The following is a 25,843-nucleotide window of genomic DNA, read 5'->3' as shown; positions in this document are numbered from 1 at the left end:
TAATCTCCTTAATTTCAACTATTTCTTCAATAAATCGTTTTCTTCCCAATCAACAATCTCAGCCATGAACTTTTGAAAGGCAGTCGTATCCTTAAACGAAGGAAACTCTCCTAACATCACTTTTTGAACTTGGTGACTATCTCCACCACGATTCTGCAAAATTAAAATGGCTTTTTGAGCACTTTTATCCCCAAACAACTCTTGGGGTAAATTCAGTGCTCCCTGTAAATAAACCGAATCTTGAAACCACTTCAAAAGTCCCTTTGCTTCACTCGTTTCAAAAAGATTGCTTGGAACTAGGAACACTCCAAATCCAGCAGGCTTTAAGTAATTCATTGACTGCTCAATCAATAAATGATGAACATATGAATGACCAGATTGTGACCGCGTCGCATAACCTTTTGTCTTTTCATCAATTGGATAATAACCAACTGGGAGATCAGAGACAACTAAATCAACCTTAGGAACCAACAGATGTTCAATACTATCCTGCTGAATTAGTTCAACATCCAAATCTTGCATTTCAGAACTAATACTAGCAATTGAAATCATTGAATCATCATTATCGATTCCATATCCCTTAACAGTATCATGAAGTGAATCGTGTAGCTGATTCATGACCGCTGTAAGTAAATTCCCAGTTCCAACTGCTGGATCAAGGATGCTCACGCTAGACTTGTGTTCATAAATCCGCGTAACTATGTATCCCATGATGTAAGCGATTGTATCAGGAGTTATTTGATGATTTGCCTGAATCTTATCTTCTTTAGTAGCTTTGATCATAACCATTTGAATAGCACGTCTAATCGATTCATTATCCATCTTTTTATAGTCAACCGTTTGATACAACTTAGTCAGTTCATCAACAACGTTGGATTTCGGAATACCATCCTCGACCCGAACGGTATTGTTATCAATCATATTATCGGCGGTTTCGATGAAAGCGTCTAGATACGAAGTACCTAACGCCTGACTCAAGACTTTACTGGATTGATCAAAAACTTGAAACAATGATATTGATTCTTTCTCAGACAGAATATCAACCCCTCTTCTTATATATCTAGGGTTAATATTACCAGAATTCACGCATATTATTCAAGATTTCTCATTTATCTATTAGAATTATTCAATTCTTTCGTTAGTCTTTGATATTTTGCGGTTCGAATATGATTATTTTGAATTTGAAAATTAATCTTTTGGTAACGATAAACAACTATTCCAGACAAAAAAGTTAAAAACAAAATTGCAACTAACGTTAAACTCCCGCTTCTCTTACAGGTGACTTTTGGCTTCATAATTGACCCCATTAATTCTAATTTGACTAGTTAATATATGATGATGTAATGACCAAGATGCCTTACTAACGTTTAATATGATTGGAATATGTCCACCATTTACTCCACGCAATCGAACCATGTCATGATAATGTTCCATTATATATTCCTTATTTTCCTTCTTACTCTTTAATTTAATGGCATCTTTAGTGACCTTAATCATCTTAAACTGATAATCAGGTGACTCAATCACATCAAGATAACGATAAAAGGTTCCCTGATTATCACTCCACTTTTCCTTTTGAATTAATTGACTAGTAATCATAATCAAGCTAAATGCTAACGAGACCAACAAAAGTGAACAAATGGACTCAATCAACGAAAAGCCGGCTCGATCATTTATATTTTTTAAGTAATGCACGTTCATAATTCATCCTAACCTGATGTGTTTCATACTGACTTTTTCTTAAGCAATGATATTCAAAATCATTAACGTTTAAATAAAAGATCACACCACTACAAATCAGAATTAGACCAACTAAAGAGTCAATCAACGTAAATCCAAGTCTAATTTTATTTAATAGTCTCAAGATGATATGCACCCCATCCAAGTTGAATTTTTTGTAAAATCGTTTTCTTTTGGTTTTGCGAATACCATCGAATTGTTTGCGGTTTAACGTATCCATCACTTTTGATCTCAATATCATGGTAACTTTTAACGCTTAATCCCTTTGGCATCCTAATTATCTTATCTTTTTGTTTCGATTTGCCGCACTTAGCAAACACCACTTCATCATCTGGATAAAACAATACATCCGTTGAATGATGACTATTCTGTGACTCTAGTAACGCGTCGTTCCACCCTGAATCTAAAGTTTGAAAAAAGCGTTCCTCTTTACCCTCAAAAAATCCCAAATAGTTTCCGGCAACCAAGGTGATCCCTAAAATAAGGGATGTTACAAACAAAACGAGGAGACTTTCCACTAACGTAAAACCCTCTTGATTATCTTTGAACGGCATGATTTTTTACTACGACCACTCTTTCCACTTGAGCTTGTTTAGCCTGCTTACTCGTTAAATAATGGCTTCTAACTAACTTGTTAATGGTTACATTTCCGTCATGCTTTTCGTCTTCATAAGCATCGATTTGAGTTTGAATAACCGACACCATCGCCGATCCATGAATTTTTTTGGCGTGATCCTTTTGATTGCTTAAGTTCGGAATAATAATTAGAACCAGTAGCGAGATAATGAATAAGACAATTGTCATTTCAATTAGTGTGAATCCTTTTCTCTTCATTAGTAAATTCCTTTCATTGAGTTATACATTGGCAGTAACATCTGCAAGTAAGCACCCACAATTAGGATGCCGATCACCGCAAATGAAATCGGCTGGATTAACTTAATCAGTAAATTCGACTTTTTGATCATGTCTTTAAAGCTGAGCTGACTTAAAGCTTTTAAATTTTGGGCTAATTCAGACTGAGTACTTCCATTTGATAGAAACACAATCATTTCCTCAGAAACAAAGGAATAATGAGCTAAACTTGCTCCAAAACTAAGTCCATTGTTAAAACCATCTTGCATGGTCTTCCCAACATCATATAGAAGACTCTGATGATCAAATTTTAATAAACTAAAAACAACTTGTTTTAAGTCCAATCCTCCTTTGATCATTAGCGCAAAGTTGGAGGTCACAAAATATTGGTAATATGACTTAAACAATGAACCAAGTAATGGGATCTTTACCAACAAATTAATTCGATCAATACACTTTTTATTTTTAAAACTTTGATAACCAAAAATTCCCGCCACAAGCGCCATGAATATTAATCCATAAACGACATATTGAATAAAATGACTTCCATTAGAAGCTGATTTACCGGTTAAATCAGCAGTTTGGGGCATGATCAAAAACTTAACTGCAAAAATAATACTAAACAAGACCACAAACAAAAATGCTGGATAAATTACCACTCCCTTAATCTTTTCATTTTGAGCAATTCTTAACTTTAAGAACTCCCCGACCTCTTTCATCTCATTAATCAAATCTCCATGTTTATCGGCAATTTCTAATTGGTAATAAATTGATTCACTCAAAAAGAATCTCATCGATTCTGGCAGCGAATTCCCGTCCTCCAAACTTTGCATGATCCTAGTAACTATTTTCTGATTTTTTGTTGACACCACTTTAATAAACTTCAAGCTTTGTTGGATAGAAAATCCCATCGATAAAAGGTCTCCCAAGGTTGAGAACAAGAATGACTGTTGTTTAAGGGAAACACATTTACCCGTAATAGTATTCATCTTTAACTTTTTCACTAATTATTCCTTTCCTCGAAAGCTCATCAATTCGATTCTTCCAATCATTCATATCGTCTTTTAATAGCGCATGATCACCAAATTTATCTTTAATAGTCATAAGAGTCTTAGTCTTCTTTGAAACGGTTGGTATTAATCGTTGATACACCACTAAATTCAAAGCTGATTTGATTCTTTCATAATCAAGTCCGAGCTCTAGCAATCTTTGAATTGTTCCTTCAGGAGACCTTGCATGAACTGTGCTTAGCACTAAATGTCCCGATAGAGCCGCTGAGATTGCCACTTCGGCCGTTTGATGATCACGAATCTCACCAATTATAAAAACATCAGGACGTTGTCTTAATCCCACTTTAAGTAAATCAGCGTAAGTCATTTGGGCCCGATCATTAACCTCAAGTTGTAAAAAATTTTCTTCATAAATTTCGACTGGATCTTCAATTGTCATCACGATCTGATTTTTACTAATGCTTCTAACGATTCGATAAATCGTGGTCGTCTTACCAGAACCAGTAGGACCAGCAAACAAAAGTAAACCACGTTTTTTACAGGAAGACTCGATCTTTTGAATTTGATCAGCATAAAAAAAGCCACTATCGACATGATTACTGTCATAGATAATCCTAATTACCATTGATTCATCTTGACTGAAATTACCCACCGATGACAATCGTAAACGTAATTTTTGACCTTTGATTGCATAATCCATCGATCCTAATTGGGGCCTACGATTATCCGTAACCGACATCCCACTTTGATATTTACAATATGAAATGACTTTTTTAGCCATGTCTTTGCTCAAATCCGTAATTTGAATCGTCCGAACGGCCGTATGAACCTTGATACAATAGTCTTTTTCCTTAGGTAAAATAAAAACATCCGAAGCTTGTCGTTGAACTGCAAATTCCATAATATTGTTCAACCATTGTGTCACTTTCACTTTAATCACATCCTTCATAACTAAATACGAAAAAAAGATGCAATCTAATTAAAGATTGCATCTTTTATAAACTAATTTAATTATTTAGCTTGATTAGGTAATACAGCAGCTTCATAAACATCTTGAACATCGTCGTTATCTTCTAATTCATCAATTAGACCACTGTACTGTTCAACTTTATCTGAAGGAACTTCTGTCGTATTCTGTGGAATCAACTTAACTTCGGCATCCAATTTGTATCCTGCATCTTGTAATGCATCACGAACACTAGCCATGCTAGCAGGATCAGTAAGAATTTGATACTCATCATCCGTTGATTTCATATCATCAGCACCAGCATCCAACGCTGCCATCAACATACTATCCTCGTCGTCATCAGTATCTGACTTTGAAATCGTAATAAGACCCTTTCGGTCAAACATATATGAGACCGATCCGTCAGTTCCAAGGGAACCACCATGGTGAGTGAAAGCTGAACGAATAGCAGCAGCGGTTCGGTTTTTATTATCGGTTAAAGCAGAAACCATAACGGCAGTTCCACCAGGTCCATAACCTTCATATGTTACTTCTTCAAATTTAGCTCCACCAACTCCTGAAGCCTTGTCAATTGCTCGTTGAACGTTATCTTTTGGCATGTTTGCTTCACGAGCTTTTTCCATTTCTAGTCTTAATTGAGGATTTCCTTCGGGATCACTTCCACCAGCTTTTGCAGCTTGATATAAGTTACGTGAGATCTTCTGGAAAATCTTTCCACGCTTAGCATCTTGGGCGTTCTTTCGTCCTTGAATGTTATGCCACTTTGAATGTCCTGACATGATCACAACTCCTCTCTCTTTAAACATATTAACTCTACAATTATATCAATTGGTGGCCCTAGTATCAAGCATAGTTCTATTTGGTCGATTCACGCTTCTTTAATCCAAAGGGTAAAAAGACCTTGTTTTCATCAATTTCTTCATTATTCATCAACTTGGTTAAGAGTCGCATGGCAACAGCTCCAACATCATAAAGCGGCTGAGTAATAGTTGACATAGTTGGTCTAGTCATCTCAGTCAGTTTAGTATCATTACTAGTGGCCAGTTCAAATTCCCCGGGGACACTGACACCGTCATCGGTCATTGAGTTCATCACCCCAGCAGCCATATCATCATCGGTAACAATTGCCGCAGTTACTTCATTCTTTTTTAGTTGCTCTCTTAAAGCATATCCACCAGAATAGCTTACATCGGTCTCAAATAATAATGCTTTCTCAAACGGAATTCCAGCATCTGAAAGCGCGTCTTTATACCCTTTTAACCTGAAATCTTTATTAATCGATCGGTTTAAGGGTCCGGAGATAAAAGCAATACGATCGTTCCCGTTACTAATCAAATGGGTAACCTCGGAATACACGGCTTGGCGATAATCAATGTTCACACTAGGAATCTTACCACTAGCATCAACTGAACCTGCCAAAACAACTGGGGCGTGTGACTTTTTAAATTCAGTCCGAAGTTCATCAGAAATTTCATTTCCCATAAATACAATTCCATCAACTTGCTTGGCTTGCAATGTATTCATTGAAGTGAGTTCACGCTGATTGTTCCCATCCGAATTAGTCAAGATAATATTGTACTTATACATCGTTGCTATATCGTCAATCCCGCGTGCAAGCGAAGCAAAATAGGTATTGGTAACATTGGGGATAATAACTCCAACCGTCGTTGACTTTTTGCTTGCTAGTCCCCTAGCAACTGCGTTAGGTCGATAGTCAAGTTTATCAATGACACTCAAAACCTTTTGTTTGGTAGCATCTTTCACATTCTGATTCCCATTTACTACCCTTGAGACAGTTGCCATTGAAACATTGGCTTCACGAGCTACATCATAAATTGTCACATTTTGTTTTTTCAAATTTGGTTTCTCCTATTATGTACTACTAGACCATTAATTATTATAAATATATCAAAGTAAAAGAACTCATTCAAGTGAAATCGGTTACATTTTGAGGCAAAAAAAACCGGACTACCGTCCGATTTGGGTAAATAAATTACTTTTCGTGATGTTCGTGAATTGGATAAATTGTTTCTGCTCGATCTTGATCACTAAAGGCATCATCAGGATCAATCACAATGTCATCAGATTCTTTTTCTTTAGCAAGATCATCTAATTCATTTCTAGGAGCAGGATGTTCCTCAACGTTCGCCCTTAATGAATTAACAGCCTCTTGCAAATCAGATAACTTATCCCCCAGTGATTCATTTACTTTTTGCACTGAGTCTTTAGCATCATCCATCTTATCTGAAGCAAGATCCTTAAGGTCTTCAGCAGTATCATTTGCGTAATAGACGTAATCTAGCGCACGATCTTTAACATCTTCAGTGGTATCAAGAAGAAAGTCTTTGATCTCACGCTTTCTCGATTCATCTAATAATTTGTATGCTATAAATGCAGCAGTTCCACCGATTACTGATCCTAAAAGCATTCCCTTTTTAAAATTCATAACCAATCCACCCCTTAATTTGTTCCTTCAGAATTTTTGTTGCGTTTGGAGAACAATCTACCAATCATTTTACCAGCAAAAGTTAAAGCCGAAGTCTTAGCTAACAAACCACTCTTCGATCTAACTTTTTCAGTTGCAGTTCTAGTTGCTTCATTTAAATCTGAAACACTAACACCTAAATCAGCAGCAGCCTGAAAAACTGGGTCGACTTGATCCAACTTTGAGTTAACATTATTTAACAATGTATTTGAAATCACCATAATCTGCTCACACTCTTTGCTAATATGATTTGCATCATTAGTAAGACTATCAACATTTTCACTTAAGTCTTTAACCGTTTTTGATAAACGGACCAAAAACAAGCATAAAAATACAACTAATACTAAAAAAGCAATTGCAGCAATTAGCGCTGCTAACTCACCAATCCCCATTTAATTATCCTCCTAATGGCTTCTTCTCCATTTAGAATAGCATTATCTAACCCATATGACAATTTAAAAAGCTTAATTTTATTTGGGTCTCGTCTCTGTTAAAATGTTGATAATCGAAGAATTAGGAGTGGAGGACATTATGAACATATTTATCCAATTAGTGGCTAACGGAGCTAACGCTTCATCGGCCCTTAAATCAGGATCCGTTGAAAACGTAGCAAATCCATCGTTTTTAACTAAGTATTTTAGAAGTTTTGACTGGGCTAAAATATTCTCTAATCTTACTACCAAGATTATCAGCATTATCTTAGTTTCAATTTTATTCTTAATTATAATAAGAATTGGAAGAAAATTTATTAAACACTATTTTAACAAACGTCAAAATGATATCTCGCAAAAACAAGATAAATTGCCAAAAATAACCGGAACGTCAGAACCCATTGCTGCCAGACGAAATAAAACGATGTACACCCTTACCACCAACATTTACTACTACACCGTCGTTTTCTTCTGGTTATATTCCCTATTGTCAATGATTGGAATCCCAGTTGGAACGTTACTCGCAGGAGCCGGAATCTTCAGTTTAGCAATTGGACTTGGAGCACAAGGATTCGTCAGTGATATTGTTAGTGGCTTTTTTATCCTAGCTGAACATCAAATCGACGTGGGGGAACGCGTTATTATTAACAATATTGAGGGGTACGTTAAAGCCGTTGGACTTCGCACGACTCAAATCACAAGTATCAATGGAACTTTAAATTTCATCCCTAATCGTAGCATCACCACCGTTTCCAACCTTTCCCGTGGAGAAATGATGACCATCATCAATATTCGAATTACTCCTGAAACCCCAATCCACAAGGTCGAAGATATCATTGCTAAAGTTAACGAAGAAAAGTGTCCCAATGACCCTGACATTGTTGGTAAACCAGTCATCTTCGGGACTAACTTCTTACAAGATGGCTCGCTTGCAATCTCCGTTTTCTTACACACTAAGAATGAACGTGAATTCGACGTTAACGCTGAATATCTAGGAGCATACCTGACTGCTATTAATAAGGCCGGAATTAATCTCCCACTTTCACCTTTAGTGGTGCCAGAACCACCACAAAGCACAAACTAAAAAAGAGCCTATCACTAATCGTGATAGGCTCTTTTTTACCACCAATCTTCAATTACACTAGTTAACTTACGCAAAGCACTGCCACGAGCACTGTAGTGATTCTTTTGGGCGTCCGTTAACTCCGCCAAAGTTTTACCAACGTCAGGAAGATAAAAGAGAGGATCATAACCAAATCCATTTGTCCCTTTTGGAGTTTCTACAATCTGACCGTTAACTCTTCCCACCACCACTAGTTGTTTACCATCCGGTCTTCTCACAATCAGTGTTGTATTAAAATGGGCGGAACGATCCTTTTGACCCGCCATGTTCTTTAACAATTTAGCTTTATTAGCCTCATCATTATGATTGCCAGCATAACGCGCTGAGTGAACTCCGGGCGCTCCACCTAAAGCATTAACCACCAAACCTGAATCATCAGCTAACACCGGCAAATTTAAGTAGTCAGAGACGACCCTGGCTTTAATACTTGCATTCTCTTCAAAGGTTGAACCATTCTCATCAATCGGTGGAACATCTTCAAAATCATTAATTGATTTCACGGTTAAGCCTAATTTTGAAAGCATCTCCGAAAACTCATTGATTTTACCAGGATTTTTTGAGGCAAGAACAATTTTATTATTTTTCATCAGTATCTCTCCAATTGTTTAACAGGAATCAACTTGGCATCAATATCAGTATGCAACCAGTTTTTACCCACTTTATCAAATCTTTCAACATCGGCAGTGGTGTAAAAACGATCACTAGGAGATTTCACGTTTGCTAATTCACCCTTTTGTTTTAATTCATTTTTAACAGCATTAACCGTTTCGTATCCAGGATTAACCAAAGTAACATCGGGGCCCATTACATCCGCAATTAAACTCGCAATAATTGGAAAATGAGTACAACCTAATACTAACGTATCAATCCCACTATCCTTAAACGGTTTCAAACCTTCAATAATCGTCTTTTTAGCGGTCAAACTTTGATAATCACCACTTTCAACAAGCGGAATAAAATCCGGACACGCCACTTCTTTCACAGTGATATTAGGATCAATGCCTTTAATTGTATCTCGATAAGAGTGACTAGCAACCGTACCCTTGGTCGCAATCACACCAATTTTTTGATTTTTAGTTTTCTTAACTGCAGCTAAGCTTCCCGGTTCAATAACTCCAATCACGGGAATTGGAAGGATCTTTCTTAAATACGAAAGAGCTGCTGCCGTGGCAGTATTACAAGCAATCACCATCATCTTAGCACCTTGATCAACAAAAAAACTCCCGATCTCAGCTGAGTACTTGCGAACCTCATCTGCGGTTTTTTCACCGTAAGGAAGTCGTGCTTCGTCTCCAAGATAAATCATGTTTTCATGTGGTAATTTTGAAAGTGCCACTTTTGCAACTGTCATTCCACCAATTCCAGAATCCATATAAGCTACTGGTGATGATTTCATATTATCCCTCCTATTAACTTCAAATCTAATTATGGCGTTTTTTTAAATTTAGTTCAAGTTGCCTTTCTCCTTTATTTCACGGTGTTCTATGATAAAATGTTATTTGTAAAGTATCTTTTTGGAAGAGGACTCTGATATGAATAAATACGAAAAGTTTCGCAAAGAACATTCTGATTCACCCTTTTGGGGAATCGAACTTTTAAGAGATAGTCTTTTACCAGATTTGTTGGATCAAGATATTCACGACATCTTATACTGGGCTGGCAAGGATCTTGCCACTAAGTTCCCACTAGCATCAAATGATGATCTTCAAGTATTCTTTAAACAAAGTCAGTTTGGTAATCTAGAACTTAAAAAGGAAAGTCTCAAAAAAATCAACTGGAAATTAGCTGGACCAGAAGTCGAAACCAGATTAAAGCTGAACAAGGATCCCGATTTTATGCTTGAAGCTGGCTTTTTAGCACAAACGAAACAGCAGATCGATCAAATCGCAACCGAATGCGAAGCAACCATTAAATTAAACAGTGTGAACTTTATAGTTGTTTCTGATCCCAATGCTCCGGTCAACAATCCTAGTGATTTTAAACCAATTATCATCGCAAAATAAAAAAAGAGCCATTTGGCTCTTTTTTTATGCTGTATATGCAGACAACAATTTCTTTAACTGATCCTTTGAATGAAAGCCGACAATTTGGTCGATAACCTTGCCATCCTTAAGCACCATCAAAGTTGGAATACTCATAATCCCAAATTCACGTGAAGTGTTTGGATTATCATCAACATTCATTTTAAAGAATTTAACCTTATCTGCTACCTCAGGATCCTCAGACAAGTCTTCAACTACTGGTGATTGCATCTTACATGGACCACACCATGGTGCCCAAAAATCAACAACTGAGATCCCATCGGTAGTGTCTTCTTTAAAGTTTGCATCATTAGTTTCATTAACCATAACATTTGCCTCCTTAACTTCTTACTATGAGTAAGTATAAACACGTATTGATTCAAATGCAACTAAGTTGCATACAATCTACTTAAACTTGACGACAGTTGAGCCGTCCCCACCAGCATTTGCTGGTGAAAAACCAAATTCCTTAACGCGACGATTGCGTTTTAGATAATTTATGACTCCCTTACGTAGAGCTCCGGTTCCTTTCCCATGAATAATGGTAACGGACGGATAACCAGCCAAAAGAGCGGAATCAATGTAACGATCTAGTTGCTGCATGGCTGATTCATATCTTTCACCACGTAAATCAAGGGTTGGTGAAATCCCACTTGAACGCGTTCGCCGCACACTAGGCGTGTGCTTTTTCGGCTTTGAAGTCTCTTTTTGAACCTTTTCAAGGTCAGACTCGGAAACTTTCATCTTTAAAATTCCAAGTTGCACTTCCCAATTATCTCTACCAATCTTATTAAGCAGAACACCCCTTTGCCCATAAGACTTAACCAGTACGTCATCACCCTCTTTAAAGTTATGCTTTGCTTTTTCTCGTCTCAAAACACGATTATGTTTAAGTTCTGGATGCTGCTCAAGAGAATTGATCTTTCCCTTAGCATCAATTAATTCATTTTCTTTGACTGATTGTTTACTTTGACGTTGAAGGTGATGAAGATGATTAATAATTTCGTTAGCTTCTCGTCTTGTTTTTGAAACAATTTGATTGGCCTGACGCTTGGCATCATTAACCATCGTATCTTTATTATTATTAAACTTAGTGAGTTGCTCTTCTAACCTAGCGTGCAATTGTTCATTATCTGCCAGTTCCACCTTGAGTTTACGGGCACGTTCATCGGCAGCTTTGGTCTGTTTTGTTAGTTGCTTAATCATTTTATTGATATCTTGACTATTAGAATCCATTAGTGAACTAGCTTCAGAAATGATCGACTCATCCAATCCCAGTCGCTTAGCAATGTTTAAAGCATTACTTTGTCCTGGAACCCCCATCAATAGTCGATAGGTTGGCTCAAGGGTCTTCTCATCAAATTCCATTGAGGCGTTGATCGTTTCTGGCCGATTGTATCCATAAACTTTCAGTTCTGGGTAATGAGTGGTAGCCAACACTTCACTACCTGATTCACTGATTTTATCTAGAATCGACATAGCTAATGCCGCTCCTTCTTTAGGATCCGTTCCAGCACCTAGTTCATCAATTAAAATTAAGCTTCTCTTAGTAATGTGTTTTAAAATGTCAATCAAATTATCCATATGAGACGAGAAGGTACTAAGATTAGCCTCAATCGACTGTTCATCCCCAATGTCAGCAAACACATTGTCAAAAACACCAATCTGACTACCCTCATTTGCCATTACAAAAATCCCAGATTGGGCCATTAACTGGTTTATCCCAAGCGTTTTGATGGTAATCGTCTTACCACCCGTGTTCGGACCAGTAATAATAATTTGGCGAAAATCAGATCCAATTGAAATATCATTTCCAACAACCTTTTGCTGGTCAATTAACGGATGCCTGACATTTTTTAAATTAACATGATTATCCCTTGAAACACTTGGCTTAGTTGCATTCATCTGATCTGCAAACTTGGCTTTAGCATTGATCAAGTCAAAATGGCCTAATTTAGAAGCATTTTCCATGAGTTCCTCTTGATAAGGTCTAATCATGTCGGATAATTCACCCAAAATTTTATGAATCTCTTTGCGCTCATCTAGTTGTGATCTTCTCAGATCGTTATTAGATGAGACTACACTTTGAGGTTCAATGTACAAAGTCAATCCACTTGTACTTTGATCATGAACGATTCCACCAAATTTTTGTTTGTCTTCTGCCTTAACTGGAATAACATAACGACCATCTCGAACCGTGATGATTGGCTCACTCAAATATTTCGATTGTTTGCCATGGATAAACTTATTCATGGTAGTTTTGATGTTAGCTTCTAAGCGTGCGATTTCTCTTCTAATGGAACGCAACTGATTAGATGCCGAATCTAACACTCGTCCATCTTCGTCAATTGACGTCTCAAGTCGTTTTGAAACTTCCGGAAGATCATTAAAGTTCTTGGCTTCATCGTACAAAACGTTCAAATCAATTTTATCATCCGCTAAATTATCAAAGAAAGTTTTAACCCGCACACTTGCAAGTAAAACCGCACTAACTTGAGCCAACTCAGTACCGTTTAAATCGGCATTAACCGCTAATCGTTTCACGTATGGAGTAATGTCATTTAACCTAGGAACTGGGATCATTTTGTTTAGGCGATAAATATGTGAGCCGTCATCTGACTCATCCAATGAGTGAGAGACTACATCATAATCACTACTTGGCCTCAATTGTTTTAATTCTCTTGATCCATTTTCAGTAGTTAGAAATTGACCCAGCAACTGCTTCACTCTGTTATATTCTAATGTATCAAGTACTTTTTCGTTCATTTTTTCATCCCATTTTACCGATTTATCATTTGATTAAATAAGTGTGGAGAATTCATCGTGATCATCTGTGAGACGGTTGAATTTTGATATTCAGTATTTACCCAATTATTGTTAGTCAATAATAATCCATCAAGTATTAACATTATCACTAACAAACTAATGATTACGCCAACAACCGCACCCAAGAGTGAATTCAGTTGTCTTAACACTGGCAAAGAAACAATTCGATTCAATAGATGTGAAACCCATCTTAAAATAACCGCCACTACTACAAAAGTTACCAAAAATGATAGTCCCCGCCAGAAGCCAGTATTGCTGTAAGCATGGGTCGCTAAAATCATATTAGAGACGGTTCTTAAAAAATCAGCAACCGGAATCACATAAACAAACGCAATTATTGCAGCAATCAAATAACTAATAAAGCTGAATAACTCATTTACCAGGCCACGATGATAACCATGGACAATCGAAAAGATTAGTATAATTATGATGATAATTGTAAATAACATTAGTCTTCGTCATCCTCCGCTTTATTGTTAATCTTATCAAGTTCTAATTGTTTTTTTAATTGATCAGAAATTGCATTAAACGCAATTAAAATGGCAGCATCTTCATCACTTACACCCTTGGAGATGTTTTTTAACTGTGCCAACTGATTGTTTAAGATACGCGCAGTTGTCTCCATGTGTTCATCTGAAGCATCCCCAATAAAAGTATATTCCTTCCCACCAATTTTAGTTTTAAATCTATTTTTACCAGCCAAAGTAAAACCTCCCGCAATGCTTCCATTTTATCATGAAAATCATTTAAATTAATTAAAAAAAGGATGCTGGATTTCCAGCATCACTTAATTATTTAATTATTTTTGATCTTGTCCTGATTGCAGGAATGTATCAAGCATTTCTTGAACCATTTCCCACTCATTGTCATCTTCAATTGGTTCTAATTCTCCACCACTTGGATTAGCAGGATCATCATCCTTTGGCAATGCATAAGCCTCAATATCTACTTCATCGTTATCATCATCTGTTGCTGGATAAATAAAAATATAGGAACGATTGTAATCATCAGATGAGAAGGTAAATAAAATATTATACAAACTTTCTTTTCCATCTTCATCGACAAGCGTAACTTGTTCTTGTTGGTTGTTCTCGTTTTCTTTACTCATATTAGTTCCTCTTTTCTAATTAGAAATTACATAACTTACCCTTACGATCAAGGTAACTCTGTAAAATCAATTCAGCCGCAACCTTATCAATAACTTTTTTTCGTTTTGCTCTTGAAACATCAGCTTGTTCAATCAGCATTCGTTCAGCTTCAACAGTGGTGAGTCGTTCATCTTCAAAATCAACTGGCAGATTAAAATTTTTCTTTATCAAATCCCCATAATTTTTCGAAGCTTCTACTCTTGGACCAGAAGTATTATTCATATTCTTAGGTAGTCCAATGACAACGCCTTTGACATCATATTTCTGGATTAATTCCTTCATTCGTTTTAACCCAAACTCTTTTTCATCTTCGTTGATTTTAACGATTTCGATTCCTTGAGATGTCCACCCTAAAGCATCGCTCATGGCTACACCAACGGTTCTCGATCCAACATCTAATCCCATTAATCTCACTAATCTGACGTCCCATCCATTGATGGTGTTCTACCCTTCAAATATGAATGTAAAAGCACATCAATTATTTCTTCTCGATCGTAATGACACATTAGCGTCCGCGCATTATTCAATTTTGGAAGATATGCTGGATCGCCAGATGTTAAATAACCAACTAATTGAACATAAGGATCATATCCCTTTTCAATTAAGGCTTGGTAAACAGTCGCCAGCGTCTTATGAATATCTAGATTCGACTTGTCTTTAAATAATGAAATGTTTTCTTGTTTGTGCTCCATCATAGATCCCTCCCCTACAAAAAAGATAATACACGACTAATTTTCAAATAACAACTATTACTTATGTTCCTTAATCCAGGTCTTGGCAGCTTTTAAAGCATCATCAATACCAGCTGGATTTTTACCACCAGCTTGGGCCATGTTAGGACGACCCCCTCCGCCACCGCTGATATTTTTAGAAATTGATTTAATTAAATCACCAGCTTTAATTCCAGCCTTCACTTGATCCTCACTAACTGCAACTAATAAATTAGCTTTGTCATCAGTACCAGTCCCAAGAACAAGAACGTCTGAAGCGTTTTTATCTCTCCAGGTATCAGCTAATTCTCTTAGTTGACTCATATTAGCATTTTTTAAGTGTCCTGCAATCAAAGTGACTCCGTTAACGTCCTGAACATCATCAAAAATGTCTACGGCTTCCTGGTTAGCTAGCTTAGTTTCAAGTGATTCTTGTCGACTTTCCAAATCCTTAATTTGACCTTGTAATTGTTTAATACGGCCGGGAATTTCATCGGTTGTTGGTGACTTAACTGTCTTTCCAATTTCCTTTAACATTCGTTCCTCATCATTTAAAAGATTAAAAGCATCTTTAGAGGTAACAGCTTCAATTCTTCTGACTCCAGATCCAACTCCGGTCTCAGAGACAATCTTAAATAATCCCAACTGACTGGTATTTTTAACATGATCGCCACCACAAAACTCAATTGAAAAATCATCAATCTTTACTACTCGAACTTCATCACCATACTTTGCGTCAAAAAGTGCAATAGCGCCCATTTCTTTTCCGGTTTTTTGGTCGGTCACAACGGTTTGAACGGGAATGGCAGCAAAAATCTTTTGATTAACCATGTTCTCAACTTTTTGCAGTTCAGCGTCAGTGACTTGACCGAAATGGGTAAAGTCAAAACGAAGATAATCAGGACGAACTAGTGAGCCAGCTTGTTGCGTATGACCACCAAGAACATTTCTTAGTGACTGATCTAATAGATGAGTTGCCGTATGGTTATTCTCAACCCGATCATGGAAATCGCGGTCAACAACTAACTTGTACTTCTCACCTTTCTTCATATCACCGGTAATTTTAACAGTATGAAGATTTTGACCATTTGGAGCTTTTTGGACATCCTCAACTTCAGCCACTTCGTCACCATTTTGGTTATAAATCTTACCACTATCGGCTACTTGACCACCCATTTCAGCATAGAATGGTGTTTTATCGAAAATTAATTCAGCTTCTTTTTGGTCCGGCGTGATCTGATTTGCCAGCTTTTCATCAAAAATAATATCATTAAGTTTAGCAGCATCAACGGTTAGTCGATCGTATCCCACGTATTCACTAGGAGTTTTAATATCAAGTAACAAATCTCGTTGAACTTTCATCGATTTCTTCGACCCACGAGCGTTTCTAGCCCGGTCTTGTTGCTTTTGCATTTCAACATCAAAACCGGTTTCATCCACTTTAACCCCTTCATTACCAGCATATTCCTCGGTAAGTTCAAGGGGAAAACCATAAGTATCGTAGAGTTTAAAGGCATCTTTACCAGAAATTTCTTTTTTAGAATTGGTCTTAGTCTCAGAAATAAGGTTATTAAGCAGTTGCAAGCCATCGCTTAGCGTGGTGTTAAAACGCTCTTCCTCATTTTTAACAATCTTTTTAATATAATCACTCTGTTCAAGAACATTGGGGTAATAAGATTGCATGATTTGACCAACAACGGGAACTAGTTTATACAAAAAGGCATCATTAATACCTAATTCGTGTCCATTAACAGTTGCCCGTCTAATCAGGCGTCTAATGACATAACCTCGTCCTTCATTTGAGGGAAGGGCCCCATCACCAATGGCAAAGGTAATTGCCCGAATGTGATCAGCAATGACCTTAAAGGGGATGTCATCTTTCCGATTACCATCATACTTCTTACCATCACTTAATTCCTCAGTTTTCTTGATAATTGGCATAAATAAATCGGTTTCAAAGTTCGTTGGTGCATCTTGGAAAATTGATACAACCCGTTCAAGTCCCATTCCAGTATCAATGTTTTTTCTTGGAAGTGGCTCATAGGTTCCTTCAGGCGTGTGATTAAACTGAGAAAACACAATATTCCAAACTTCCAAATATCGTTCGTTTTCACCGCCAGGATAATTTTCGGGATCATCAGGTGCCAAGTTATCGTACTTTTCACCTCGATCATAAAAAATTTCCGAATCAGGACCTGAGGGACCTTGACCAATGTCCCAAAAATTGTCCTTTGCTTCAACAATATGATCAGGCGCAATCCCAACCTTTTCCCATAATTCCTTTGTTTCTTTGTCATCAGGATAAACGGTGACGTATAAATTATTTGGATCCCATCCAAACCACTTCGGACTAGTCAATAACTCATATGCCCATGGAATGACTTCTTTTTTAAAATAATCACCAACCGAAAAATTACCAAGCATCTCAAACAGAGTTTGGTGTCTTGCCGTTTTACCAACGTTCTCAATATCATTAGTTCTAATACTCTTCTGCGAACTAGTTAATCGTGGATTACTTGGAACTTCTGAACCATCAAAATACTTTTTCATGGTGGCAACCCCAGAATTAATCCAAAGTAAAGTGGGATCATCCTTTGGGACTAGTGAGGCACTTGGTTCCACGGTATGACCCTTCTCTTTGAAAAAATCAAGAAACATTTGACGAACTTGACTACTGCTGAGCTTTTTCATGATATCCTCCATAATAATAAAAAATAAAAAACACCCTTGCTAGCAAAGACGCCGGGACGCGGTACCACTTTACTTGCAACGATGTTGTCATTACCTCTTTAGTCCCTATAACGTGGGAAACGATCTACTGTTTGGTAGCATCAAAATAACTAAGTACGGTCTGTTTTCATTTTTCAAACCTTCCTGTAGTACTTCACTAATTTGACATATCCAACTAATTTAAATTATATCCAGAAAATAAACTACTGTCAATTAGACTCTTACTGATAACGCTGCGAGCTACGCTTTTTTTGCTTCTTGCGGGCTCGAATTTGATTTCTGATCTCAATTTTACGATCTTCATCACTTTTTTGCTTAATAGCACGGCGAATCTTTTTTTTGTATCCAGGTTTAACGTTTTTCTTCTTTTTCTTAATCAAACCAATCATAGTAGGATCCAATTTATTTTGGGGCTCACGACGTTTAGCTCGCCGTCTTCTATCATAAGTATCAACTACTTCTCCATGTTTAATTTCTTTAGGAGTAAATTTAATCCCCATTTTCTCCAATTCAGAGATCTTTTGTTCTTCACCTGGTGCATATAGATTGATGGCAGTCCCTTTCATTCCATTTCGACCGGTTCTTCCAACTCGGTGAATAAAATATTCTAGATCAGTTGGAATATCATCATTAATAACATGAGAAACTCCTGAAATATCAATTCCACGGGCCGCTAGATCAGACGCCACCACGAATTGATAATCAAGGTTTTGAATCTGCTTCATAACCCGCTTTCTAACTCGCGGTTGCATTCCTCCATGGATTTCAGCAACTTTTAATCCACGTTGTTTTAGATAATCATAGATCTCATCTACCCGCTCACGCGTATTCGCAAAAATAAGTACCAAATACGGCTCACCCATCGTGATCAGCTGATAAATTAAATCATTTTTATCTTTTCCTTTAGTCGAAATCAACCAGTTAGAAACATCCTGATTGATAACCGTTTTGGTGGGAATATCATCCATGACCGGATTTTTCATGTACTTTTTTAGAAATGGCCTTAACTTTGGTGGAACAGTGGCAGAAAACACCATCATCTGTAAATCCTCGGCCATTTTAGAAGAAATCTTGTCAATTGTATCTAAAAAACCCAAGTCTAGAGTCATATCGGCTTCATCAATTACTAGTTGACGAGCACGATGGATTTCAAGATCACCATTTTTAACAAGATCCCAGATGCGACCCGGAGTGCCAATCACTACCTGAGGTTGTTCATGCTCAAGCTTTGAAACTTGGCGTTCCTTATCAGTTCCTCCGACATAATTTCCAATGTGAATGGTTTTATCAGAGAATTTAGCAATTTGTTTTGCATTGTCATAAATTTGATATGCTAATTCCCTACTGGGGGTTGTAATGACAACCTGAACATCTTCTTTATTAAGATCTAAACCATCAAAAATGGGCAAAAGAAAGGCATGAGTTTTTCCACTACCAGTAGCAGACTTACCAATCACACTTTTTCCATGTTTAATGGTTGGAATTACCTTAGTTTGAATTGGAGTAGGATTATGAAATCCCAGGTCCTGAATGGCATCACTAATGAAGGGTTGAAAATGATAATCTTTAAATGAAGCTCCCATTAATTGTTCTCCTTTTTGTACTGTTTCACAATTTCTCCTAGCTGCTTAACAACTTGTGTAATCTCATCCTCATCAGCAGCTTTAGCTCCACTTGCAAGCGCATGACCACCACCGTTGTGTTCTTTAGCCAATTCGTTAATGGATGGTCCTTTAGAACGCAATCGAATGCGATAATTTCCTTCTTTTTGTTGGACAAAAATCGCCCAAGAAACCACAGTGCCAATATTACCAGGCAACGGAACCACTGATGACGTACTATCATCACCTAAGTTGAGGTCCTTAATTACTTCATTAGTCAAAACTACATATGCAGCCCCATTGTCGTCAATTTTCAAATTATTGTATACATAAGCAGCCAAACGGGCTTGGGCAGTATCAATTTCATCTTCAATTTGGGCCACGTCGGTAATCGAAAAATCGTACTGGTCTAATTTTCCTGCCACTTCAAACGTATGCGATGAAGTCGATGAATACTTAAACCTACCGGTATCTCCGATGATTCCAGCATACAATAAACGAGCTGCATCATCTGTCATCTTTAAATCATCATTAGCAGCAAATAAATCATAAATTAATTCGGAAGTACTTGATGCTTCTGGTTCAACCCACATCAAATCCCCAAATTGATCGTCATTTGGATGATGATCAATTTTAATTAAATATTTTCCCTTTGTATAACGATCATCATCAACTCGCGGCTGGTTAGCAGTATCAACCACAATCACTAAGGCATTCTTGTAATCATCGTCACTTGCTTTCGTAACTTTTCCTAACCAATCAAAGCCTGGATACTGTTTTCCAACGGTCAAAACCTTTTTATTCGGATAAGATGCTTTAATAATGCTAGCCAACCCAATTTGAGAACCAACCGCATCTGGATCAGGACTCTGATGTCTGTGAATAATAATCGTCGGATATTCCTTGATTTTTTCGTTAATTTGCTGCTTTGTATTCATTAAAATAGCCTCTAATAATCTTAATTATTTAACAGTTAAGTATAACCCACAAACACTATAATTCAAAGTGAGGATCTGAATACAAGGGAAGCTTAACGTTTTGAAACCCTAAGTCTGAGAGACTAGTAAGTGTTATTCCCAACAATCTAACGCCATTAGTGGCATCAGGAAGCAAATCAAAAAGCTCCATTGCCAAATCATAAAAAAGACGGGCATCGTTTTCCATAAAATCATTCCACGAAACTCTTTTGGTTAACGTAGTAAAGTCACTGTACCTGACCTTTAAGACTAAAACTTTTCCATGTTTCTCATGCTGATTTAATGACTGCTCCACCATCTCAGAAATCTTATGGAGTTGTGATTCCACTTCCTGTCGGCTTTTTAACTCAGGACCATAAGTTCTTTCTTTTCCAATTGATTTGCGCTCTCTTTGATACTCAACCGGTCGATCATCGGATCCGCGAACTCGACGATACAAAAAATAACCAAACTTACCAAAATTCTTGATAAGATCCATCTCTGATTGTTGGTATAAATCATAACCATTTTGGATGTTTAATCGTTGCATTTTTTGAAGCGTCTTTTTCCCAACACCCCGATAACGTTCAATGGGAAGTTTCATCAAAAATTCGTGACTATCTTCCACATCGATCACAGAAACCCCAGCAGGCTTCCGGTAATCAGAAGCCTCCTTGGCTAAAAACTTATTGTAAGAAATCCCGGTGGAAGAAGTTAGATGAGTCTTTTCCCATATTTCACTTTGAATCAAATGAGCAATCAGTACCGGATTATCAATTCCCTTTTTGTTATCTGAGATGTCAAGGTAAGCCTCATCAAGCGCAACGGTTTCAATTCTGTCAGTATATTCATGAAAAATCGCATGAATTTGATGCGAGACGCTTCGATACAATTCAAATTCGGGTGCCTTAAAAATTCCCTTAGGACAAAGTTCAAGTGCTTTACTAGCAGGCATTGCTGAATGAACGCCAAACTTTCTAGCTGGGTAATTAGCAGTGGTCACTACTCCACGACCACCAGTCGTCCTTGGATCTTTAGAAATAATGAGTGGTTGATCAACAAATTCAGGATGCTCACGTTGCTCAATTGAGGCAAAAAAAGCATCCATATCAACATGCAAAATCCGGCGTGAATGATTGATTTGAATTGATTCTTCCAAAAGTTCACCTTCTGTCCCAAACGTACGTTCTTGTTCATCCAATAAAAAAGATCGGACTCACCCGACCCTCTTATTAAGCGTTGTCATCATTTGAATTATTACTTACATCAGATGCTTTTTCTGATTCGTCCTTTTTGGAAATATCCTTCTTTTTTGAATCATCTGAAGCACTATCTTCTCCTGGACGACTTGCACTTGCAATCGCGTTGAGGTCAAATACTAAATAAAGACCATCACAGTCTAAAGTAACCGTTCGCTTTTCATTATTAATTTGATCAACAATTCCATGAAGTCTGCCAATGGTAACCACATGATCACCCTTACGCAAGTTCTTCAAAGTGTTTTGATGCTTTTGTTGTTGCTTCTTTTGTGGTCTGATCATCATAAAATACATTAAAACGAACAAAAGAATTAATACAATAATTCCAGCATATTGTGATATGTTCTGCATGTTTTCACCTCATTCTTTATTTAACAATAGCTTACCAAATTGTCGATAAAATTTCCAATTAATTTAATTAGCTTCAGGATATTTTCGGCCCAAATGTTTATAGCCAGATCTGGTTACCATCCGTCCTCGAGCAGTCCGCTTGAGATATCCAATCTGTAACAAATATGGTTCATACATCTCAGAAATTGTTTCCGATTCTTCACCGATATTAGCAGCCAAAGTGTTTAATCCAACTGGACCACCGTCGTAAAAGTCGATCATCGTTGAAAGCAAATTGAGATCAGTTCGATCTAATCCGTTCTTATCAACGCCTAAGGCATTAAGTGCGGTGTCAACGTTATCAACATCAATCTCATCATGATTAGCCACCTGTGCAAAATCTCTCACCCGTTTTAACAATCGATTAGCAACTCTGGGAGTTCCTCTGGAGCGCAGCGCAATTTCGTGAGCACCATCTTCTTTAATCTTACTATGAAAGATTTTAGCTGAACGTTTCACAATCTTTTCTAAATCACGATCATTATAGTAATTCATCCGTTCAACAATACCAAACCGATCTCTAAATGGTGAATCAAGCAACCCAGCCCTTGTGGTAGCTCCGATCAGCGTAAACGGTGGTAATTCAAAGTGAACGGGATGCTTGGTTGAATCGTCATTTCCAATGATAATGTCAACATAGTAGTCTTCCATCGCGGAATATAACATCTCTTCAACTTCTTTAGGTAAACGATGAATTTCATCAATAAAAAGAATATCACCGGGTTTTAATTCGTTTAAAAGAGCCACCAAATCACCTTTTTTTTCAATGGCGGGACCGGTGGTTGTCTTCATATCAACACCCATCTCATTTGCAATCACGTTTGCTAGTGTGGTCTTTCCAAGACCAGGTGGTCCATACAATAAGACATGATCAAGCGATTCTTCTCGCTGCCTAGCGGCTTGAATGTAAATCTTAAGTTTCTTTTTTAAATCATCTTGACCAATATACTGGTCAAAACTTTGAGGCCGAAGTGACATTTCAAAAGAATCATCGTTTTCATCATCACTTGATCCAGAAACTATTCGATCATCTGCCATTAACTTCCTCCTAATCTACTTAGTCAATAGTTTGAGACCTGAACTAATATATTGATCAGTTGTATAGTCTGCTTCTATTTTCTGTAGTTTTGTTTTAACTTTATCAACCTCGCGTTGCTTAAAGCCAAGAGCTTGTAATGCACTCAGTGCATCGTCTAACTGCTTATTTCCAGTGTCTTCAACGTCATTTACCGAAACACTACCAACAAATACGTCATTAGATGTAATCTTATCCTTTAGGTCCAACACAATTTGTTGGGCAGTCTTTTTCCCAATTCCGGGAAATTTAGTTAAATACTTAATGTTTCCAGCATTAATGGCACTAATTAAACCATTACTGTCATTACCAGCCATAATTGCCAAGGCACTTTTTGCTCCAATCCCTGAAACATTCAGTAATTGTTCAAAAAGTTGTTTATCCGCTAACGAAATAAATCCATATAATGCAATCCCATTGTCTGAAACCGATTGGTGGATATAAACTCGCACCTGTTGGTCAGTACTATAGTGATAGGGATTAGCTACATAAACTAAGTAACCAACTCCATCAACATCTAAAACAATGTACTTGGGGGTCACATCCGTAATCATCCCATACAAGTATTCATACATACAATCAACTCATTTCCTATTGGATTAAAAATTCACATCTCTACTTTGATGCGGGTCCTGAATTCGCTTAAACATGGTCTCCAGATCTGAATTAGAAAAATGAACTAAAACAGGACGGCCATGGGGACAATTAAAAGGATTCTCACACTGTGGTAATTTATCTAACAAGGCCTGAGCCTGGCGCTTATCCAGATGATGATTAGCTTTAATTGCTCGTTTACAACTCATCATGATGGCAGCTTTTTCTCTAAACTGTGCAATCGAAAGCTGTTGATTACTCAAAACCCAGTCAATCATTTCTTTAATGGTATCTTCTTCCTGACCAGCTTTAAACCAAACCGGATGCTGCCTAATGACAAAACTATTTTTCCCAAATGACTCTAAATGGATTCCATTCTTCTCTAAAAGATCCAAATGATTTGAAATAATTAAAGCATCACTGGAAGTGTAATCAAGAACAATTGGAACCAATAATTTCTGCTCGTCTTCACTCACATTGCCAACTTGTCTTCGATAGTATTCATAATTAATCCGTTCTTGAGCAGCGTGCTGATCAACAACATACATCCCATCTGAACTTTCAGCAATTAGGTACGTACCATGAACTTGACCAACATACCGTAATTGTGGAAAATCATGAGACGAATTTGGACTTTGCTGATTGTCACCAAACGGTAAGTCGACCTCTTCATTTTCGTACTTTGCTTTAAATTTACGAGCGGAATTCGAATCTAAATCATTTTTTCGATAAATCATAATCGGTTGATGATGAGCTGGATAAGCATTGTGATTAGCCACTGACTTCATCGAGTCTGACTTACTAACCTGTGGAATCGAACTTTTTTGTGTATTTTGATCTTCATAGAGTTGATTTAAATTAAGTGAAATTTCCGTAGAGTTATGACGTGCAACCCCATTTTTTAAAGTCTGGTTATTCATAGCATCCGGAATCAGATTTTGTTTTGCTAAAGCATCATAAATTGTTTGTGAGACGAATGAACTTAATTCCTTCTTTTTGGAGATTCTGATTTCCTCTTTTGAAGGATGTACATTAACATCAACTAAAGTTGGATCCATCTCGATACTTAAAACGACAATCGGATATCTTCCAACCATCAGTTTTGATCCGTACCCATCAATAATCGCGTGATCAATGCCAAAGTCACGAATAAATCGCCCATTAACGATCACAGATGTATATTTACGGCTTGCTCTAGTTAATTCTGGCAAGCTGACGTACCCACTTAATTTAAAGTCCGGATTTTCAGCACTAATCGGAATCATTTGCTTCATACTTCGATTGCCATAGATTCCAGCAATGACTTGTTGCATGTTGTTTCGACCCGAAGTCCGTAGGAGTTCGCGACCATTATGAGTCAAAGAAAAAGCAATTTCAGGATGGCTAAGAGCCAATCGATTGACAATATCAGATATCTTAGATAGTTCCGTAGATGGTGCCTTTAAATATTTTAGCCGGTTAGGGGTATTAAAGAACAGATCAGAAACGACGACCGATGTTCCTCTTCGTGCCTGTGATGGCTCCACCTTTACAACCTTGCCACCATGAATTTTAATTTCAGACCCCTGTTCTCTACCATCCGAAGTCCTCATTTCCACATCAGAGACAGAGGCAATACTAGGCAACGCTTCGCCACGAAATCCTAATGATTTAACTCGAAACAAATCACGTTTATTATTAATTTTACTCGTAGCAAAACGTCGAAACGCCAACTCAACTTGATCAGGAGCAATTCCAGATCCATTATCAATCACCTTAATCTTTTTAAGGCCATAATCAACCACTTCAATGTCAATCTTACTACTACTGGCATCAATTGAATTTTCAACTAATTCTTTTACTACCGATGCTGGCCTCTCAACAACTTCTCCAGCTGAAATTTGATCGGAAAGGATTGTCGGTAATTGATGAATTTCGGACACAAT

General features: G+C 37.3%; 29 protein-coding genes. 2 read left to right on the top strand and 27 right to left on the bottom strand.

The window, feature by feature from the left end; translation table 11 throughout:
• Positions 1–18: 18 nt before the first annotated feature.
• The 10 genes from AC6UDE_RS05945 to AC6UDE_RS05900 all read right to left on the bottom strand — a co-directional run bounded on the left by AC6UDE_RS05945 (position 19) and on the right by AC6UDE_RS05900 (position 7,446).
• Positions 19–1,011 (bottom strand): class I SAM-dependent methyltransferase, encoded by a 993-nt coding sequence (locus AC6UDE_RS05945; RefSeq protein ID WP_500696906.1) that lies wholly within the window; start codon positions 1,009–1,011, stop codon positions 19–21.
• 261 nt (positions 1,012–1,272) lie between these two features.
• Positions 1,273–1,701 (bottom strand): competence type IV pilus minor pilin ComGF, encoded by a 429-nt coding sequence (locus tag AC6UDE_RS05940; protein ID WP_500696895.1) that lies wholly within the window; start codon positions 1,699–1,701, stop codon positions 1,273–1,275.
• 146 nt (positions 1,702–1,847) lie between these two features.
• Positions 1,848–2,294, bottom strand: coding sequence for a prepilin-type N-terminal cleavage/methylation domain-containing protein (locus tag AC6UDE_RS05935; protein ID WP_500696894.1), 447 nt, complete (start codon positions 2,292–2,294; stop codon positions 1,848–1,850).
• Positions 2,278–2,574, bottom strand: a complete 297-nt coding sequence (gene comGC, locus AC6UDE_RS05930) for a competence type IV pilus major pilin ComGC (protein ID WP_500696102.1) — start codon at positions 2,572–2,574, stop codon at positions 2,278–2,280. Before comGC ends, AC6UDE_RS05935 begins: the two co-directional genes overlap by 17 nt.
• Positions 2,574–3,596 (bottom strand): type II secretion system F family protein, encoded by a 1,023-nt coding sequence (locus AC6UDE_RS05925; protein ID WP_500696893.1) that lies wholly within the window; start codon positions 3,594–3,596, stop codon positions 2,574–2,576. Before AC6UDE_RS05925 ends, comGC begins: the two co-directional genes overlap by 1 nt.
• Positions 3,562–4,533 carry a competence type IV pilus ATPase ComGA gene (gene comGA, locus AC6UDE_RS05920; RefSeq protein ID WP_500696892.1) on the bottom strand — a complete coding sequence of 324 codons (972 nt, stop codon included), beginning with the start codon at positions 4,531–4,533 and terminating at the stop codon, positions 3,562–3,564. Before comGA ends, AC6UDE_RS05925 begins: the two co-directional genes overlap by 35 nt.
• A gap of 80 nt (positions 4,534–4,613) precedes the next feature.
• Entirely contained in the window at positions 4,614–5,348 is a 735-nt protein-coding gene (locus AC6UDE_RS05915; RefSeq protein WP_500694428.1) for a YebC/PmpR family DNA-binding transcriptional regulator, read from the bottom strand.
• Between the two features lie 76 nt (positions 5,349–5,424).
• Positions 5,425–6,426, bottom strand: a complete 1,002-nt coding sequence (gene ccpA, locus AC6UDE_RS05910; RefSeq protein WP_500694406.1) for a catabolite control protein A — start codon at positions 6,424–6,426, stop codon at positions 5,425–5,427.
• A 136-nt stretch (positions 6,427–6,562) separates the two neighbouring features.
• On the bottom strand, positions 6,563–7,015 hold the full coding sequence (locus AC6UDE_RS05905; protein ID WP_500694405.1) for a YtxH domain-containing protein: 453 nt from the start codon (positions 7,013–7,015) through the stop codon (positions 6,563–6,565).
• Between the two features lie 14 nt (positions 7,016–7,029).
• Entirely contained in the window at positions 7,030–7,446 is a 417-nt protein-coding gene (locus AC6UDE_RS05900) for a DUF948 domain-containing protein (RefSeq protein ID WP_500694404.1), read from the bottom strand.
• Positions 7,447–7,585: 139 nt separating this feature from the next.
• Between AC6UDE_RS05900 and AC6UDE_RS05895 the strand changes: the two genes are divergently transcribed.
• Positions 7,586–8,569 (top strand): mechanosensitive ion channel family protein, encoded by a 984-nt coding sequence (locus AC6UDE_RS05895; RefSeq protein ID WP_500694403.1) that lies wholly within the window; start codon positions 7,586–7,588, stop codon positions 8,567–8,569.
• 35 nt (positions 8,570–8,604) lie between these two features.
• On the opposite strand, the gene AC6UDE_RS05890 is transcribed toward AC6UDE_RS05895, so the two are convergent.
• The gene (locus AC6UDE_RS05890) at positions 8,605–9,195 is read right to left on the bottom strand and encodes an XTP/dITP diphosphatase (protein ID WP_500696891.1); all 591 of its coding nucleotides are present in this window, start codon (positions 9,193–9,195) and stop codon (positions 8,605–8,607) included.
• Positions 9,195–10,004 carry a glutamate racemase gene (gene murI / locus AC6UDE_RS05885; protein ID WP_500696890.1) on the bottom strand — a complete coding sequence of 270 codons (810 nt, stop codon included), beginning with the start codon at positions 10,002–10,004 and terminating at the stop codon, positions 9,195–9,197. The genes AC6UDE_RS05890 and murI overlap by 1 nt, the downstream gene beginning before the upstream one ends.
• 136 nt (positions 10,005–10,140) lie before the next feature.
• On the opposite strand from murI, the gene AC6UDE_RS05880 reads away from it, so the two are divergent.
• Positions 10,141–10,611 carry a YslB family protein gene (locus AC6UDE_RS05880; protein ID WP_500694400.1) on the top strand — a complete coding sequence of 157 codons (471 nt, stop codon included), beginning with the start codon at positions 10,141–10,143 and terminating at the stop codon, positions 10,609–10,611.
• Positions 10,612–10,635: 24 nt separating this feature from the next.
• Here the strand turns inward: AC6UDE_RS05880 and trxA are convergent, their stop codons facing one another.
• The 15 genes from trxA to mutL form a co-directional block, all read right to left on the bottom strand.
• Positions 10,636–10,956, bottom strand: coding sequence for a thioredoxin (trxA, locus tag AC6UDE_RS05875; protein ID WP_500696889.1), 321 nt, complete (start codon positions 10,954–10,956; stop codon positions 10,636–10,638).
• A gap of 78 nt (positions 10,957–11,034) precedes the next feature.
• Positions 11,035–13,395 carry an endonuclease MutS2 gene (locus AC6UDE_RS05870; RefSeq protein WP_500696888.1) on the bottom strand — a complete coding sequence of 787 codons (2,361 nt, stop codon included), beginning with the start codon at positions 13,393–13,395 and terminating at the stop codon, positions 11,035–11,037.
• Between the two features lie 14 nt (positions 13,396–13,409).
• On the bottom strand, positions 13,410–13,904 hold the full coding sequence (locus AC6UDE_RS05865) for a CvpA family protein (protein ID WP_500696887.1): 495 nt from the start codon (positions 13,902–13,904) through the stop codon (positions 13,410–13,412).
• Complete coding sequence (locus AC6UDE_RS05860; RefSeq protein WP_500694396.1) at positions 13,904–14,158, bottom strand: cell division protein ZapA; 255 nt, start codon at positions 14,156–14,158, stop codon at positions 13,904–13,906. Before AC6UDE_RS05860 ends, AC6UDE_RS05865 begins: the two co-directional genes overlap by 1 nt.
• Positions 14,159–14,254: 96 nt before the next feature.
• Entirely contained in the window at positions 14,255–14,563 is a 309-nt protein-coding gene (locus AC6UDE_RS05855) for a DUF1292 domain-containing protein (RefSeq protein WP_500694395.1), read from the bottom strand.
• Between the two features lie 19 nt (positions 14,564–14,582).
• Positions 14,583–15,008, bottom strand: coding sequence for a Holliday junction resolvase RuvX (gene ruvX / locus AC6UDE_RS05850; RefSeq protein WP_500694427.1), 426 nt, complete (start codon positions 15,006–15,008; stop codon positions 14,583–14,585).
• 8 nt (positions 15,009–15,016) lie between these two features.
• Positions 15,017–15,295 (bottom strand): IreB family regulatory phosphoprotein, encoded by a 279-nt coding sequence (locus AC6UDE_RS05845; protein ID WP_500694394.1) that lies wholly within the window; start codon positions 15,293–15,295, stop codon positions 15,017–15,019.
• Between the two features lie 57 nt (positions 15,296–15,352).
• Complete coding sequence (alaS, locus tag AC6UDE_RS05840) at positions 15,353–18,004, bottom strand: alanine--tRNA ligase (RefSeq protein ID WP_500696886.1); 2,652 nt, start codon at positions 18,002–18,004, stop codon at positions 15,353–15,355.
• Positions 18,005–18,264: 260 nt separating this feature from the next.
• On the bottom strand, positions 18,265–19,626 hold the full coding sequence (locus tag AC6UDE_RS05835; RefSeq protein WP_500696885.1) for a DEAD/DEAH box helicase: 1,362 nt from the start codon (positions 19,624–19,626) through the stop codon (positions 18,265–18,267).
• Positions 19,626–20,582 carry a DHH family phosphoesterase gene (locus AC6UDE_RS05830; RefSeq protein ID WP_500696089.1) on the bottom strand — a complete coding sequence of 319 codons (957 nt, stop codon included), beginning with the start codon at positions 20,580–20,582 and terminating at the stop codon, positions 19,626–19,628. Before AC6UDE_RS05830 ends, AC6UDE_RS05835 begins: the two co-directional genes overlap by 1 nt.
• A gap of 55 nt (positions 20,583–20,637) precedes the next feature.
• On the bottom strand, positions 20,638–21,759 hold the full coding sequence (dinB, locus tag AC6UDE_RS05825) for a DNA polymerase IV (protein ID WP_500694390.1): 1,122 nt from the start codon (positions 21,757–21,759) through the stop codon (positions 20,638–20,640).
• A gap of 73 nt (positions 21,760–21,832) precedes the next feature.
• Positions 21,833–22,210 carry a preprotein translocase subunit YajC gene (gene yajC, locus AC6UDE_RS05820; RefSeq protein WP_500696884.1) on the bottom strand — a complete coding sequence of 126 codons (378 nt, stop codon included), beginning with the start codon at positions 22,208–22,210 and terminating at the stop codon, positions 21,833–21,835.
• 63 nt (positions 22,211–22,273) lie between these two features.
• The gene (gene ruvB, locus AC6UDE_RS05815; RefSeq protein WP_500696883.1) at positions 22,274–23,287 is read right to left on the bottom strand and encodes a Holliday junction branch migration DNA helicase RuvB; all 1,014 of its coding nucleotides are present in this window, start codon (positions 23,285–23,287) and stop codon (positions 22,274–22,276) included.
• A 15-nt stretch (positions 23,288–23,302) separates the two neighbouring features.
• Positions 23,303–23,899 (bottom strand): Holliday junction branch migration protein RuvA, encoded by a 597-nt coding sequence (ruvA, locus tag AC6UDE_RS05810; protein ID WP_500696882.1) that lies wholly within the window; start codon positions 23,897–23,899, stop codon positions 23,303–23,305.
• 24 nt (positions 23,900–23,923) lie between these two features.
• Positions 23,924–25,840 carry a DNA mismatch repair endonuclease MutL gene (mutL, locus tag AC6UDE_RS05805; RefSeq protein ID WP_500696881.1) on the bottom strand — a complete coding sequence of 639 codons (1,917 nt, stop codon included), beginning with the start codon at positions 25,838–25,840 and terminating at the stop codon, positions 23,924–23,926.
• Positions 25,841–25,843: the final 3 nt, after the last annotated feature.

This window comes from Fructilactobacillus sp. X2R5C3, from assembly GCF_059901325.1.
The sequence above is the reverse complement of the archived record's forward strand: the minus strand, read 5'-3'. Positions and strand labels throughout refer to the sequence as shown.

Bases quoted from the DNA above. Each gene is read 5' to 3' on its own strand.
- AC6UDE_RS05940 (WP_500696895.1), bottom strand. From the start codon at position 1,701: ATGAACGTGCATTACTTAAAAAATATAAATGATCGAGCCGGCTTTTCG.
- AC6UDE_RS05935 (WP_500696894.1), bottom strand. From the start codon at position 2,294: ATGCCGTTCAAAGATAATCAAGAGGGTTTTACGTTAGTGGAAAGTCTC.
- comGC (WP_500696102.1), bottom strand. From the start codon at position 2,574: ATGAAGAGAAAAGGATTCACACTAATTGAAATGACAATTGTCTTATTC.
- AC6UDE_RS05915 (WP_500694428.1), bottom strand. From the start codon at position 5,348: ATGTCAGGACATTCAAAGTGGCATAACATTCAAGGACGAAAGAACGCC.
- AC6UDE_RS05905 (WP_500694405.1), bottom strand. From the start codon at position 7,015: ATGAATTTTAAAAAGGGAATGCTTTTAGGATCAGTAATCGGTGGAACT.
- AC6UDE_RS05900 (WP_500694404.1), bottom strand. From the start codon at position 7,446: ATGGGGATTGGTGAGTTAGCAGCGCTAATTGCTGCAATTGCTTTTTTA.
- AC6UDE_RS05895 (WP_500694403.1), top strand. From the start codon at position 7,586: ATGAACATATTTATCCAATTAGTGGCTAACGGAGCTAACGCTTCATCG.
- AC6UDE_RS05890 (WP_500696891.1), bottom strand. From the start codon at position 9,195: ATGAAAAATAATAAAATTGTTCTTGCCTCAAAAAATCCTGGTAAAATC.
- murI (WP_500696890.1), bottom strand. From the start codon at position 10,004: ATGAAATCATCACCAGTAGCTTATATGGATTCTGGAATTGGTGGAATG.
- AC6UDE_RS05880 (WP_500694400.1), top strand. From the start codon at position 10,141: ATGAATAAATACGAAAAGTTTCGCAAAGAACATTCTGATTCACCCTTT.
- trxA (WP_500696889.1), bottom strand. From the start codon at position 10,956: ATGGTTAATGAAACTAATGATGCAAACTTTAAAGAAGACACTACCGAT.
- AC6UDE_RS05870 (WP_500696888.1), bottom strand. From the start codon at position 13,395: ATGAACGAAAAAGTACTTGATACATTAGAATATAACAGAGTGAAGCAG.
- AC6UDE_RS05865 (WP_500696887.1), bottom strand. From the start codon at position 13,904: ATGTTATTTACAATTATCATCATAATTATACTAATCTTTTCGATTGTC.
- AC6UDE_RS05855 (WP_500694395.1), bottom strand. From the start codon at position 14,563: ATGAGTAAAGAAAACGAGAACAACCAACAAGAACAAGTTACGCTTGTC.
- ruvX (WP_500694427.1), bottom strand. From the start codon at position 15,008: ATGGGATTAGATGTTGGATCGAGAACCGTTGGTGTAGCCATGAGCGAT.
- AC6UDE_RS05845 (WP_500694394.1), bottom strand. From the start codon at position 15,295: ATGGAGCACAAACAAGAAAACATTTCATTATTTAAAGACAAGTCGAAT.
- alaS (WP_500696886.1), bottom strand. From the start codon at position 18,004: ATGAAAAAGCTCAGCAGTAGTCAAGTTCGTCAAATGTTTCTTGATTTT.
- AC6UDE_RS05835 (WP_500696885.1), bottom strand. From the start codon at position 19,626: ATGGGAGCTTCATTTAAAGATTATCATTTTCAACCCTTCATTAGTGAT.
- AC6UDE_RS05830 (WP_500696089.1), bottom strand. From the start codon at position 20,582: ATGAATACAAAGCAGCAAATTAACGAAAAAATCAAGGAATATCCGACG.
- yajC (WP_500696884.1), bottom strand. From the start codon at position 22,210: ATGCAGAACATATCACAATATGCTGGAATTATTGTATTAATTCTTTTG.
- ruvB (WP_500696883.1), bottom strand. From the start codon at position 23,287: ATGGCAGATGATCGAATAGTTTCTGGATCAAGTGATGATGAAAACGAT.
- ruvA (WP_500696882.1), bottom strand. From the start codon at position 23,899: ATGTATGAATACTTGTATGGGATGATTACGGATGTGACCCCCAAGTAC.